Source organism: Pedobacter planticolens, assembly GCF_014172375.1.
GTDB lineage: Bacteria > Bacteroidota > Bacteroidia > Sphingobacteriales > Sphingobacteriaceae > Pedobacter > Pedobacter planticolens.
On record NZ_WNXD01000001.1, the window covers coordinates 1,507,983 to 1,521,881 of the forward strand.

General features: G+C 33.6%; 15 protein-coding genes. 6 read left to right on the plus strand and 9 right to left on the minus strand.

All coding sequences use genetic code 11. The features are described 5' to 3' along the window. The first annotated feature begins 41 nt into the window (after nt 1–41). Together GM921_RS06205 and GM921_RS06210 are read left to right on the plus strand one after the other, a co-directional pair. Nucleotides 42–890, plus strand: coding sequence for a bifunctional helix-turn-helix domain-containing protein/methylated-DNA--[protein]-cysteine S-methyltransferase (locus GM921_RS06205; protein ID WP_182921726.1), 849 nt, complete (start codon nt 42–44; stop codon nt 888–890). An 11-nt stretch (nt 891–901) separates the two neighbouring features. Further along, on the plus strand, nt 902–1,516 hold the full coding sequence (locus GM921_RS06210) for an alpha-ketoglutarate-dependent dioxygenase AlkB family protein (protein WP_182921727.1): 615 nt from the start codon (nt 902–904) through the stop codon (nt 1,514–1,516). Here the strand turns inward: GM921_RS06210 and GM921_RS06215 are convergent. From GM921_RS06215 to GM921_RS06225, 3 genes are all read right to left on the minus strand, one after another. Further along, nucleotides 1,513–2,397 carry a Ppx/GppA phosphatase family protein gene (locus GM921_RS06215; protein ID WP_182921728.1) on the minus strand — a complete coding sequence of 295 codons (885 nt, stop codon included), beginning with the start codon at nt 2,395–2,397 and terminating at the stop codon, nt 1,513–1,515. The two genes, GM921_RS06210 and GM921_RS06215, sit on opposite strands and share 4 nt — an antisense overlap. 5 nt (nt 2,398–2,402) lie before the next feature. Next, nucleotides 2,403–4,460, minus strand: a complete 2,058-nt coding sequence (ppk1, locus tag GM921_RS06220; protein ID WP_182921729.1) for a polyphosphate kinase 1 — start codon at nt 4,458–4,460, stop codon at nt 2,403–2,405. Between the two features lie 102 nt (nt 4,461–4,562). Then, complete coding sequence (locus GM921_RS06225; protein ID WP_182921730.1) at nt 4,563–5,114, minus strand: hypothetical protein; 552 nt, start codon at nt 5,112–5,114, stop codon at nt 4,563–4,565. A 75-nt stretch (nt 5,115–5,189) separates the two neighbouring features. Between GM921_RS06225 and GM921_RS06230 the strand changes: the two genes are divergently transcribed. Beyond that, nucleotides 5,190–5,681: a YajQ family cyclic di-GMP-binding protein gene (locus GM921_RS06230; RefSeq protein ID WP_182921731.1), complete on the plus strand. Its 492-nt coding sequence runs from the start codon at nt 5,190–5,192 to the stop codon at nt 5,679–5,681. Between the two features lie 89 nt (nt 5,682–5,770). Next, on the plus strand, nt 5,771–6,223 hold the full coding sequence (locus GM921_RS06235; protein ID WP_182921732.1) for a GNAT family N-acetyltransferase: 453 nt from the start codon (nt 5,771–5,773) through the stop codon (nt 6,221–6,223). Nucleotides 6,224–6,225: 2 nt separating this feature from the next. Here the strand turns inward: GM921_RS06235 and GM921_RS06240 are convergent, their stop codons facing one another. The 4 genes from GM921_RS06240 to GM921_RS06255 all read right to left on the minus strand — a co-directional run bounded on the left by GM921_RS06240 (nt 6,226) and on the right by GM921_RS06255 (nt 10,173). Beyond that, on the minus strand, nt 6,226–7,185 hold the full coding sequence (locus GM921_RS06240; protein ID WP_182921733.1) for a glycoside hydrolase family 43 protein: 960 nt from the start codon (nt 7,183–7,185) through the stop codon (nt 6,226–6,228). A 102-nt stretch (nt 7,186–7,287) separates the two neighbouring features. After that, complete coding sequence (gene rlmF, locus GM921_RS06245) at nt 7,288–8,229, minus strand: 23S rRNA (adenine(1618)-N(6))-methyltransferase RlmF (RefSeq protein ID WP_182921734.1); 942 nt, start codon at nt 8,227–8,229, stop codon at nt 7,288–7,290. After that, nucleotides 8,229–9,542 (minus strand): nicotinamide mononucleotide adenylyltransferase, encoded by a 1,314-nt coding sequence (locus tag GM921_RS06250; RefSeq protein ID WP_182921735.1) that lies wholly within the window; start codon nt 9,540–9,542, stop codon nt 8,229–8,231. Before GM921_RS06250 ends, rlmF begins: the two co-directional genes overlap by 1 nt. 196 nt (nt 9,543–9,738) lie before the next feature. Next, complete coding sequence (locus GM921_RS06255; protein WP_182921736.1) at nt 9,739–10,173, minus strand: Hsp20/alpha crystallin family protein; 435 nt, start codon at nt 10,171–10,173, stop codon at nt 9,739–9,741. Between the two features lie 73 nt (nt 10,174–10,246). On the opposite strand from GM921_RS06255, the gene GM921_RS06260 reads away from it, so the two are divergent. Then, nucleotides 10,247–10,732 carry an acyl-CoA thioesterase gene (locus GM921_RS06260; RefSeq protein ID WP_182921737.1) on the plus strand — a complete coding sequence of 162 codons (486 nt, stop codon included), beginning with the start codon at nt 10,247–10,249 and terminating at the stop codon, nt 10,730–10,732. Between the two features lie 74 nt (nt 10,733–10,806). Here GM921_RS06260 and GM921_RS06265 read toward each other — a convergent pair whose 3' ends face one another. Both GM921_RS06265 and GM921_RS06270 read right to left on the minus strand, forming a co-directional pair. After that, nucleotides 10,807–12,213, minus strand: a complete 1,407-nt coding sequence (locus GM921_RS06265) for an FAD-binding oxidoreductase (RefSeq protein ID WP_182921738.1) — start codon at nt 12,211–12,213, stop codon at nt 10,807–10,809. Nucleotide 12,214: 1 nt separating this feature from the next. After that, the gene (locus GM921_RS06270) at nt 12,215–12,577 is read right to left on the minus strand and encodes a dihydroneopterin aldolase (RefSeq protein WP_182921739.1); all 363 of its coding nucleotides are present in this window, start codon (nt 12,575–12,577) and stop codon (nt 12,215–12,217) included. Between the two features lie 126 nt (nt 12,578–12,703). Here GM921_RS06270 and GM921_RS06275 point away from each other — a divergent pair, with 126 nt between their 5' ends. Next, nucleotides 12,704–13,894 (plus strand): acyl-CoA dehydrogenase family protein, encoded by a 1,191-nt coding sequence (locus GM921_RS06275; RefSeq protein WP_182921740.1) that lies wholly within the window; start codon nt 12,704–12,706, stop codon nt 13,892–13,894. Nucleotides 13,895–13,899: the final 5 nt, after the last annotated feature.

Consider the following 13,899-nt stretch of genomic DNA (forward strand, 5'->3'; position numbering starts at 1 on the left):
GTTGTATAGTCAACTACCTTTGATGTATCAAAAGAATTAAAATGAGTACACAAGAGCAGTTAAATTATTATCGCATTGCAGAAGCAATTAGCTATTTGCAAGAAAATTTTAAAACACAGCCCGATTTAGACGAAGTAGCGAAAAAAGTAAATCTAAGCCCTTTTCATTTTCAACGGCTATTTACTGAATGGGCTGGAGTTAGCCCTAAAAAGTTTCTGCAATATTTGAGTTTATCTTACGCAAAAAACATCTTAAGAGATCAGCAGCTGACTTTATTTGATGTTGCTTTTGAAACTGGTTTATCTGGCACAGGTCGCTTACACGATTTATTTGTAAATATTGAAGGAATGACACCTGGAGAATTTAAAAACGGTGGAGCAGATTTAGCGATTAATTACGAGTACTTCCCCACTCCTTTTGGCAATTTATTAGTCGCTTCAACATCTAAAGGAATTTGTTATATGACATTTGCCGATGATGAAAATAATGCTTTTGACGAGCTTAAACAACAATTTTCTCAAGCTAAATTCAACAGACACAAAGATAACATACAAGAAGCTGCTTTGCCTATTTTTAATCAAAATTGGAATGAAGCAGCCGAAGTAAAATTGCACTTAAAAGGAACAGCATTTCAATTAAAAGTTTGGGAAACGCTTTTAAAAATCCCGAAAGGAAATTTTACGACTTACGGAACCATTGCAAAAGCGATTGGTAATCCAAATGCATCCAGAGCAGTTGGTTCTGCTATTGGAGATAATCCGATTGCTTTTTTAATTCCTTGCCATCGAGTTATCCAGTCTTCGGGAAATTTTGGACAATACCATTGGGGGCAAGTGCGGAAAAGTATGTTATTGGGTTGGGAAGCTGCTCAAATTGCAAATGCTATTTAACTAAAAGGAAAATGGATTTATTTAGCACGGATTTAGATCAAACTATAAACCTTTTACCACAAGATGGAACTGTAAATTATTATGGTAAGATTATGTCAAATTCACTGGCAAATCAATATTGTGATAATTTGCTGGAAACCATAGAATGGAAACAGGATGAAGCCATAATTTTCGGAAAACACATTTTAACCAAAAGAAAAGTAGCGTGGTACGGTGATAATAATTTTGAATACACCTACTCAAATATCACTAAACAAGCCTTAATTTGGACCAAAGAATTAGTAGCATTAAAAACATTAGTTGAAGAAAAATCTGGTGAAAAATACAATTCTTGTCTCCTTAATTTATACCACAATGGTGATGAAGGAATGGCGTGGCATAGTGATGGTGAAAAAGATTTGAAGAAAAATGGGGCGATCGCTTCCTTAAGTTTCGGTGCTGAACGGAAATTTTCGTTTAAACATAAATCAACCAAAGAAAGGATTTCTCTAGTTTTAGAAAATGGTAGTTTATTGGTGATGAAAGATGCAACGCAAACAAACTGGCTACACCGTTTACCACCAACAAAATCAACTAATAAGGCAAGGATAAACTTAACTTTTAGAATGATGGAAACTAAAGACTAAATCTCTAAATTTTCCTCAATCAATAAATTAATAATACCATCAACCATACCCACTTTAGGCACATAAATTTGCTTAATTCCAGTCCATTTCATTAAGGTAAGATAAATTTCACAAGCTGGAATAATTACATCTGCCCTATCCTGATTGAGCTTCATTAACGTAATACGCTCTTTTAAAGAATATGAATTAAGTTCGTTGTATAATGTTTTTAGTTTCAAGAAAGTAAGTGGCATATCTTCTTTTTCTCCAGACATGCGGAACAATTTATTGATGTTTCCACCAGTACCAATACCTGCCAAATTTTTCAATTCTTTGGTATGTTCTTTAACCCAAACTTTCATTTCCTCCCAGGTTTCATCCTTATCTTGATTATCTAAAATACGAATAGTACCAATATTAAATGATTTAGAAGCTATTGGCTGTTTATTTACAAAAACTGAAAGTTCAGTACTACCACCACCCACATCAATATACAAGTAGCTCTTTTTCGAATCTAAATCTTGTTCAATATGATTTGAATAAATAATGTTAGCCTCACGCTGACCTTCAATAATTTCTAAATCTATATCGGTTAAAGCCTTTATTTTTTTTATAATATCTCTACCATTTTCTGCTTCACGCATAGCAGATGTTGCGCATGCCAAGTATTTCGAAACATGATAAACATCCATCAAATTTTTAAAAGCACTCATGGTTTTCACCAAATCTTCGGTCTTTTTTGGTGATATTTTATGATCTAAAAAAGCATCATCGCCTAAGCGCAAGGGCACACGAACCAATGTGTTTTTTTTAAAACCATAACCGTTATCGTTCAAAGTAATATCAGCAATTAGCAATCTAACGGCATTAGAGCCTATATCTATAGCAGCGTATCTTATCATGAGCGTTATTGATGTTTATTTTTAAGGTAGTTATATGTTTGTACTTGAGCTCTAATTTTTGTTGTTAAACGATTTTTGTGGTATTTATTATTATTTAGTCGATTGATATCTCTTGCTTTAACGTTGTCCTGCAACTGAAACTCGATAATATCTCTAATTTCCTGCTTCACTCCTTCATCCAAAACCGGAAACCCCACTTCTACTCTATGTTCAAAATTACGGCTCATTAAATCGGCTGATGAGAGAAACATTTCTTCTTTGCCATTGTTCCCAAAAATGAAAACTCGGGCATGTTCTAAAAATTTATCGATAATACTAATAATGGTAATGTTTTCGCTAAAACCGACAATACCTGGCACCAAACAACAAATTCCGCGTACAATTAGCTTAATTTGAACGCCTGCATTGCTGGCATCGTACAGCTTTTGTACAATTCCTTCATCAGCCAAGCTATTCACTTTTAAAATCATGTAGGCAGGTTTTCCAGCTTTAGCAAATTTGATTTCTCTATTAATTAAACCATAAATTTTGTTTCTAGAATCTAATGGCGAAACAATTAAATGTTTAAAATCTTTAGCTATTGTACGTTTATTTAACGCGTTAAATAGTTTAAGTAAATCTGATGTAATCTCTTTTTTTGAAGTGAAAATGCTATGATCACAATAAATTCGAGCGGTTTTTTCATTAAAATTACCAGTTGCCAGATTTGCATAATAAACGGCTCTTCCTCTTTCCATCCGTTTTACGAGACAAATTTTAGAGTGTACTTTGTAATCTGTTAAGCCATAATTAACATTCACCCCTTCTTCCATTAATCTATTTGTCCAAAAAATATTGGCTTTTTCGTCAAACCTTGCTTTTAATTCGACAACACAATTCACTTTTTTACCGTTTTTGGCCGCATTAATCAGTGCATTAATTACTTTAGAATTTTCTGCAAGGCGATAAAGTGTAATGTTAATTTCGGTTACTTTTGGATCTATCGCTGCTTCGCGAAGAAATAAAATAATGTAATCGTATGACTGATAAGGTAAGTTAATGAGGTAATCTCTATTGGCAAGTTTGTTAAAAATACTTTCCGTTCTATGTAAACCATCAACCTTAAGGGGTTCATTTATTGCATATTCTAAATCTTTTGAACCAACATTTGGAAAAGCAATAAAATCACCAAAACGATGATAACGATTACCAGGAATTAATCCCTCAGCTTCAATTTTCAATTTAGTAACCAGAACGCTCAACATTTCAAAAGGCATTTGCGTATCGTATAATAATCGCATTGGTTTACCTTTTTTACGCTTATCGAGGCTAGTTTTTAATTCTTCAATAAATTTATCACTAATATTTTTATCAATATCGAGTTCGGCATCTCTTGTTAATTGAATAGAAAATGCTTCAATTTCATTGTAACTAAACACATAAAAAATATCATCTAAGCAGTATTTAATAATATCTTCAGCCAAAATGATAAACTTCAGTCCATTGGTTTCTGGTAAAACTAAAAATCGAGGTAAATTATCGGGCAATTCTATTAAAGCAAATTTTTCGCTTTTTTTTGCTCCTTTTTTAGTTAATCGAACAAAAAAGTATAAATAACGATCTTTTAACTCTGGAAAAGGATCGTCCAAATCAATCATAATTGGAACCAAATTCGATAAAATTTTATCCCTAAAATGGTTTCTTACAAACTCTCCCCTAGATACATTGAGTTGAGTATCGTTTAAAATAAATATCCGATTTTGAGCTAGTTCGTTAATTAAAGTTGCTTGAAAAATATTCTCGAATTTGCGTTCATGTTTTACAACAATATTCTTGATTTCGTTGAGTACTTTTTTCGGATTAAAGCCCAACAAAGCTTTTGCTTTATCATTTAGATTAACTAAACGACTTAATGTAGCTACTCTAACTCGATAAAATTCTTCGAGATTTGATGAGAAAATAGAAAGAAATTTAATACGCTCAATTAACGGAACAGTTTCATCTGCAGCCTCTTGCAAAACTCGTTCATTAAAATATAGCCAACTTATTTCTCTATTTAAAAATGGTAGCTTCTTTTTAGCCATGTATAAAAATCAAAAAAATCTCCCGAGTAATCGAGAGATTTCCAAATCTGCAACTTTTAGTGTTAAGTTAGTGTTAATTATTAGCTAATTTGACACCTAAATTTACTTTGTACTCGATGTATTTTTTTTAGTTGGAATAGCCTTAGTCGCCACCTTTTTTACTGGATTATTAGCTACAGCTTTTACAACAGCTTTTTTAGTATCACTCACCTTTGTTGCAACCTTTTTAACTGGTGCTTTTATAGCTGCCGCTGCCTTTTTTTCTGTTGCAATTGTAGCCACTTTAACACTTGTTGCAACAGGTTTAGCTTTAGCAACTGCTTTTTTAACCACTTTAGTAACTGATTTATCTACTTTTTTTACCAGTTTAGACGCATCTTTTTTAGCCAATTTTACTTTTTTGACAACTGGTTTTTTAGCTTTTGTAGCGTCTTCAATTTTCTGTCCAACTGATTGTTTCACTTCTTTAAACTTCTTAGACAGTTTTTTAGCGGCTATTTTACTTGCTTTAGCAATATCTTCGGCAATTATTTCTGCATTATGACCCAAACCTTTTACCGCTTCTAAAAACCTTTCGGTTAAAGTTTGTTCAAGCTGTTTTTTAACAGCTTTCTTTGTTATTTTTTTCTGAGGTGTAGTTTTATTGGTTTTCATATATTTTTTCGCGTTTTTTGTAGGGTTAAGTTTATTTATTAAATCTATTATTTTTTATCAACTAAAGCTAAAATTATGCCCACTTTCGATATCGTAAGCAAAGTAGATGCGCAAACATTAGACAATGCGATTAACAATGCTAAAAAAGAGATTTTAAACCGTTATGATTTTAATGGTTCGAACAGTACAGTAGAATTGGATAAAAAAACGAATATCATAACTATTGTAACCGAAGATGATATGCGTTTGAAAGCTATCACCGATTCGATTATCTCTCGTATGATGAAACAAGGTTTAGATGCAAATAGTTTGGATTTTGGGAAAGATATTGCTGCATCTGGCAATATGATTAGAAAAGAACTAAAAATTAAAGAAGGAATTGATAAAGAAGCTGCGAAGAAAATTGTTGCTAAAATTAAAGATAGCAAGCTAAAAGTTCAAGCTTCGATGATGGATGACCAAGTTCGTGTACAAAGCAAAAACATTGATGATTTACAAAAAGTAATTTCATTATGTAGAGGTGAAGATTTCGGTCAGCCGTTGCAGTTTATTAATATGAGGAACTAAATTAGTTCAATAGTGATGGTTCATTAGCTCATTGGTTTGGATGTATAAACTATTTGACAAATGAGCTAATGAACCAATAAACATTAATAATGGAAATTAAAGAAAACGGTTTCATATTTTCTGATGACAGCAATTTAGTCGATGTAACTGGAGTTCATCATTATTTAAGCACACAATCTTATTGGGCAAAAGGCATTCCCATAGAACTAGTTCAAAAATCTATTGCTAACTCTTTATGTTTTGGAGTTTATAAAGATAGTAAGCAAGCTGGTTTTGCTCGTTGGGTAACAGATAAAGCTACTTTTGCTTATTTATGCGACGTGTATATTGAAGAAGAATTTAGAGGATTAGGCTTATCTAAAAAGCTAATGTCGTTGATGATGTTTCATCCAGATTTACAAGGTTTAAGAACTTACTGTTTGGCCACATTAGATGCACATGGATTGTATTCTCAGTTCGGGTTTAAACAAGTTTCTTCTCCAGAAAAATTAATGGAAATTCGCATACAAGACATTTATTTAAACGGAAATAATAAGATATAAAACTACAGTTTATTTTTCTTCACTCCCTCTTTTGTAATCTTAACAGGATTAATCAATCCATCTTTATCAAAAGACATTTCATCTATGCAGGTTACACGATGATTACCATCTTTTTCGCCTATTGGCCTACGATGGTAAACTATATACCATAAATCTTTTGCATCGTGTATTACAGAGTGATGACCAGCTCCAGTTGCAACCTCAGGGTCTTGTTTTAAAATTTTTCCAATGCGTTTAAATGGACCTAACGGAGAATCAGCCATGGCATAAGCAACAGAATAATCTGGCCCAGTCCAACCACCTTCACTCCACATAAAATAATATTTTCCATTTCTGATGAACATAAAAGAACCTTCTACATAACCTTCTGGAGTAATTTCTTTAAATGTAGTACCATCAGAATAAGGAATAAATCCAGTAAAATCGTTATTCAATTTAGCAATATTGCAATGTGACCAACCTCCATAAATTAAATAATATTGATTGTCCTTATCTTTAAATACAAATTGATCAATCGGTTGTGCTTTATTATAAAATTTATCGACTAATGGTTTTCCCAAATGATCTTTGTAAGGTCCTTCTGGCTTATCAGCTACTGCTACGCCAATCCCTCCAATTTCGTTATCATTTTGAATATCATTTGCTCCAAAAAACAAATAATACTTTCCATCTTTTTTGGTAATTGATGGTGCCCACATCGCTTTATTTGCCCATTTAATGGCGGATGTATCTATAATTTTTTCGTGCTTTGTCCAAGTAATTAAATCTTTTGACGAAAAAGCATCCATAAAAACCTGTTCTTTATATTTAGCCGAATATGTTGGATAAATCCAATACGTTTTATCGAAAATCTGAGCTTCCGGATCTGCATACCAACCTGGAAATATAGGATTACCCGATATTTGTGCCTGAGAAAATAAGGGTAGCGCAAAAAGAAAAATAATAAGGCGATTGAATTTCATATTGCAAGATAAAAAAACCGTTTGTCATTCAGAGCGCAGCGAAGAATCTATTAACAACCATTCAATGAGATCTTTCATTTCATTCTGGATGACAATGGTTAATTACCAGCCCTTAGCCCACTCTTTTTGTTGGTCTTCATCTAAGAAAGTCCATGCTACAATTCTAGTAATTTTATTACCTGTAGACATTTCACTCGTTCTAATTTCTGAAACATCAGCTCTTTTTAACATCGCATAAATCGATGCTAAATTTTCACTTTTAGAAACTAAACTTGTAAACCAAAAACATTGATTTTTATAGATTTTACTTTCCTCAATCATCTTCCCAACAAAAGCAACTTCACCACCTTTTGTCCATAATTCACTATTTTGCCCACCGAAATTAAGAACAGGTTTAGCGTAATCCTTATTGCCTAAATTTCTATTTTTCCGTTGTGAGCCCGCATTTGCTTCTTCCGCCGATGCATGAAAAGGAGGATTACAAATAGTTAAGTCGAATCGTTCTTCTTTATGAATGATGTTTTTAAAGATCTCACTTTTAGAAGCTTGTAATCTAATTTCTATTGATTTTTTTAAGGGTGGATTAATATCAATGATATTTTTTGCAGAGCGAATGGCAATTTCATCAATTTCAGAACCTACAAAATTCCATCCATATTCTTGATGTCCAATGATTGGATAAACACAATTAGCGCCCACACCAACATCTAAAACCTTAATCTTTTTACCAGTTGGGATATTTTGATTGTTGCACGACGCCAATAAATTTGATGCATAGTGAATATAATCGGCTCTGCCTGGTATTGGCGGACAAAGATATCCTTCTGGGATATCCCAAAATTCTATTTGATAAAAATGTTTTAGTAATGCTTTATTTAAGGTTTTAACCGCTTTTGGGTTGGCAAAATCTATTGATTCATCTCCATATTTATTTACAGCAACAAACTCTGCAAGTTCTGCACATGAATGAATTAACGCTTTAAAATCATACCTCGAACGATGTTTATTTCTAGGATGTAACGAGCTTTTTTCTTGCTTTTCCATTAAGCAGTTTTAACGTCTTCTTCGCTATAATCCTTAATATCAGTTATATATCCATTGATCAGCAAAAATTCAAATAAGGGTTTTGCATCATCAGTTACGGGCATATTTTCTGTAGAAATAACTGTATTTGTCTTTTTATCCATAAAAGGATAAGCAAATAGTTTTACGTTTTGCGTAAACATATCACTCACATAAGATAGCAATTGACTTGAATAGTTTTCTCCGAAATTTTTAGAGTTGAATACGAATTTAAGGTTATTGATGTTGGTTGAAATTCCAACGCTTTTTGGTTTGCAACGACCTAAATATTTGGCTAACCTATTGTGTCTGGTAAAATTAGAAACAATAACCAAATTACCTGTTTTACACATGGCTTCTGCTCTTTTAGCTACAGTTTCTAAGTCAATATCATCTGGCGTTTCTTGTTCATTCGTTAACACATTGGTTAGCAAAACCTCAATCATTACACTCAAATTTCCAGATTCTACGTTATTTGTGCGTGTAAATTGTTCAGTCGCTTTATTAAATAAATTAAAGTTTGGATTTGATTTCTGACCATATTTGGTGCGCAAAATCATAATATCCTTTTTATACAATAAATCTTTTGCTTGACGAGGATGACCATCTGCATCGAAAATAGCGGCTGCAGAAAAATCTTTCATAATTAAATAAAGATTTAAAAGTGTGTTGTTTACTTCTCCAAAAGCTGGTCCTTTTACCGAAATTAAATCAATTTCTACCGATCCAACAGTTAAATTATCAGCTAATGATTCTATCATCACTTTAGGTTCATCATGATGATAAAAAGCTGCATAAACCAAGTTTACGCCAATAATACCCAATACACGTTGCTGCATATTTACATCGGTATCTAATAAACGAACGTGGAAAAATATTTCATTTGCTAATCCTCCTGGTTCATTTTGAAAACGAATGCCTACCCAACCATGTGGTTCATTTGTGCGTTTAAAATTTAATGTAGTAACGGTATCCGCAAATGCGAAAAAAGTACGATTATCATATTTCTCGCCTAACAAACGTTCGTTTAGCAAACCAAATTCATGGTCGAGCATTCTCAAAAGTCTATTCTGACTCACATACCTACCAGATGCTTCTGCGCCATAAATAGCATCGCTAAAAGTCATATCATAAGCCGACATGGTTTTAGCAACAGTGCCAGAAGCTGCGCCTGCCGTAAAAAAGTTACGAGCCACTTCTTGCCCCGCACCTATTTCTGCAAATGTTCCATAAATCTGTTCGTTTAGGTTTATTTTTAAGGCTTTACGCTTGGTATCAAGGATTTCTCTTTCCATGCTGCAAAAATAACAAAAATCATTAGTTCAGTAGTATTAATGGTTCAATAGTTCATTTGTATCATTGGTTCAATAGTTCAATTGGCTAAGCGCCTAACCCAATGAACGAATGAGCCAATGAACTAGTGAACAAAAAAAGGAGCCTCATCCGCAGATGTGCTCCTTCTAACCTTAAACTCAAAATCAAACTATTGTATTATGAAACTACAATTTCTTTGTGTGCCTCTTTAGCTTCGTCTTTTTTACCAATGGTGATGTATAAAATCCCATTCGTATATTCTGCACTAATTTTATCAGCGTCAATTCCTTCTGGCAATACAAATGATCTTGCAAATGAAGTATATTCAAATTCTTTGCGAGTATAATCTTTCTCTGTATCCGTGTTTTCTACTTTTTTCTCTACCCAAACAGAAAGATTATCCTTTTTAAGATCAATTTTAAAATCTTCCTTATTTAAGCCAGGTGCTGCTACCTCAATTTTGTATTCATTAGCACCTTCATAAATGTTTACATTAGGCACTTTATTTACGCCGTGATTTTTATTTAGTGCATCACTAAACAAAGAATCGAAAACATTGTTAAAATAAGGTGCTGTGTTTCTCGTTTTGTTATTAAATTTTACTAAAGTCATTTTAAATCCTCCGTTATTTTATTTTTTAAATTATAATTGTTCATCTTCAAACCTCATTCCAACCGAAAAATTTATGTTTTTTAAGACATTTTGGCGTAAAAAAGAAAAACAAACAGACAAAAAGTCAGTTACACTTGGTCATATAGACAGTTTTAAGTATAAAACCGCTATCGAAATGCGTTTTGCAGATTTAGATATGATGGGACACGTAAATAATGCTGTTTACTTTACTTACATGGAAATTGCTAGAACGAAATACTGGAATCACGCTATAAATTGGGATTGGCATGCAACTGGAGTGGTAATTGGACAAGCATCAATAGATTATATCGCTCCTCTTTTTTTAGGCGATAAAATAACCATGTATGTGCGCACTTCGCGAATTGGAACTACGAGTTTTGATCTTGAATATTTGATCGTAAAAGCAGTTAATGGAAAAGAAATAATCTGTAGCAAAGGAAAAACTGTTTGTGTAGCTTTTGATTACATCTCGAAAAAACCAGCCGCAATTCCTGATAAAGAAAGAAATAAAATGATGGAGTTTGAGCAACTCGTTTAAAAGATGTCATCCTGAGCCTGTCGAAGGAAGTCTTTTAGAGTTTAGTCTTCGACAGGCTCAGACTGACATGATCTTTACAGGTTTGGGGTTATCTTACCAGGATTTAAAATACCATTTGGATCAAAAACCTTTTTAATGTTGCGCATTAAATTCAAATGAATTTCGCTGTATTTTATGGGCATATAATCTCTTTGAACTAAACCAATACCATGTTCGCCCGATATTGTTCCGCCTAAAACAGTGGTTAATTCGAAAATCTCCACAATTCCATCTTTTAATTTATTATTCCAATCGTCATCGCTCATGCTACCTTTAATAATATTGATGTGTAAATTTCCATCGCCCGCATGACCATAACAAACACTTTCGAAACCATATTTAGCCCCAATTTCTTTAATTCCGTTTATTAATTTTGGCAATGCAGCTCTCGGAACTACCGTATCTTCTTCTTTATAAACGGAGTTTGATTTTACAGATTCGGCCATAGTTCTCCGCATTCGCCATAAATCTTCTTTTTGTTGTGCAGTATCAGCAAAAAGCACTTCGGTACAACCAAATTCTTCAAGTACCATATTTACCTTTTCACAATCTTTAAATATGGTATCCAAATCATCACCATCAAATTCAATCATCAAAAAGGCATTAACATCGTCTTTTAAATCAAACTTGATATCATCGAATTTAATCACCCACTCCACTCCTTTTCTTTCCATAAATTCTAAAGCTGATGGAGTAATTCCAGCTCTAAAAATAGCTGAAACTGCCGCACAAGCTTGTTCATTCGTAGCGAAAGAACCTAACATCAAAACAGTTTGACTAACTGCAGGAATCAACTTTGTTACAATTTTAGTAACAACAGCCAAAGTCCCTTCAGAACCAATCATCAACTGTGTTAAATTATAACCAGAGGCATATTTCAAGGTATTTGCTCCTGTCCAAATTACATCTCCGTTCGCTAAAACAATTTCTAAATTGAGAATATATTCTCGAATTGTACCGTATTTAACCACTCTCGGCCCACCAGAACCATGCGCCACGTTACCACCAATAAAACACGAACCTTTGCTACTTGGATCTACTGGGTAAAGTAATCCTTTTTCAGCTACTGCGTTCATAAATTCCTCAGTAATTACACCAGGTTCTACAGTAGCTTGCAAGTTTTCAGTATCAATATCAATAATGGCTTTAAACTTCTCCATGGATAGTAAAACACCACCAAAAATTGGCAATGCAGCACCGCTTAAACCAGTTCCTCCGCCACGTGGTGTAACTGGAACATGGTATTGATTACATATTTTTAGCAAAGCTGAAACACTCGCTGTATCATTTGGCTTAACCACAACTTCTGGAAAATACTTTAAATCTTCCGTTTCATCATGAGCATAATTTGCTAACGATTCATCATCAATAAAAACATTTGCTGCACCAATAGCATTTTCAATTTCTGCTAAAATAGCGCTGTTTATTTTAGTGTATTCCATTTTATTTTGAAGAGGTATAAGTCAATTGCACAAAAGAATGGCCAATTTCACCTGGCATTGGCGGATGTAATTTTTTAATTCCAACAACAGCAGTTGCAATAAACGGATAAATTTTTATCAACTCATCTATTATATTTTTAACAACTGTTTCCAGCAATTTCTGAGTGTTTTGCATAGCTGATATGAGAATTGAGTTGATCACTTCGTAATTAACCGTATGTTTCAAATCTTCAGTATCACCAGATGGTATAAAAGTTACCTCAACATCTATAGAAAAATGACTTCCAGTGAGCTGTTCTTCAGGATAAAATCCGTGAAATGCATAAAATTTAACTTCTTTTAAGGCGACGGTTTGTACAAACATTAGGTTTAACTAATTTAAAGCAATAATATGTAGCAAAATTAATTTTTTTAACGGTTTTAACTAGTCATTATAGTAAATTATTACCTTTGGTTGTACCGAAAAGCATAAACCAAATAGTTATAAAACATGAATAAATCAGCCAAGAAAGATCTTTACGAAGCACCAGATTATTATCAATTAGACGAACTTTTATCAGAAGAACACCTTTTAATTCGCTCAACTGTAAGAGATTGGGTTAAAAAAGAAGTAAGCCCTATAATTGAAGATTATGCACAAAGAGCTGAGTTTCCTAAACATTTAATTAAAGGCTTGGGAGAAATTGGTGCTTTTGGACCTACAATTCCTGTTGAATATGGTGGTGCAGGTTTAGATTATACTGCATACGGTATTATTATGCAAGAAATTGAGCGTGGCGATTCTGGAATTCGCTCAACGGCATCAGTTCAAGGTTCTTTAGTAATGTACCCTATTTATGCGTATGGAACTGAAGAACAACGTAAAAAGTATTTACCAAAATTGGCCACAGGCGAATTAATGGGCTGTTTTGGTTTAACAGAACCAGATCATGGTTCAAATCCCGGCGGGATGGTAACCAACATAAAAGATAAAGGAGATCATTACCTTTTAAATGGCGCTAAAATGTGGATTTCGAATGCTCCTTTTGCAGATATTGCAGTAGTTTGGGCAAAAGATGAAGAAGGGAAAATTCGCGGAATGGTGGTAGAGCGTGGAATGGAAGGTTTTAGCACTCCAGAAACGCATGGCAAATGGAGTTTAAGAGCATCCGCCACTGGCGAATTAGTTTTTGATAATGTAAAAGTTCCAAAGGAAAATATTTTTCCAGATATTAAAGGGTTAAAGGGACCATTGGGTTGTTTGAACCAAGCTCGTTATGGCATTGCGTGGGGTGCTTTAGGTGCTGCAATGGATTGCTATGATACTGCTTTACGTTATTCTAAAGAACGTATTCAGTTTGGAAAACCAATTGGCGGATTTCAATTACAACAAAAGAAATTAGCCGAAATGATTACTGAAATTACCAAAGGTCAGTTGTTAGTATGGCGTTTAGGAGTTTTAAAGAGTGAAAATAGAGCAAACTCCGAGCAAATCTCAATGGCAAAACGAAACAGTGTTGAAATTGCTTTAGATATTGCTCGTAACGCTCGTCAAATGTTAGGTGGAATGGGCATAACTGGAGAATACTCGATTATGCGCCACATGATGAATTTAGAATCTGTAGTAACTTATGAAGGAACTCATGATGTACATTTATTAATAACTGGAATGGATGTGACTGGCCTCAACGCATTTAAGTAGGGATC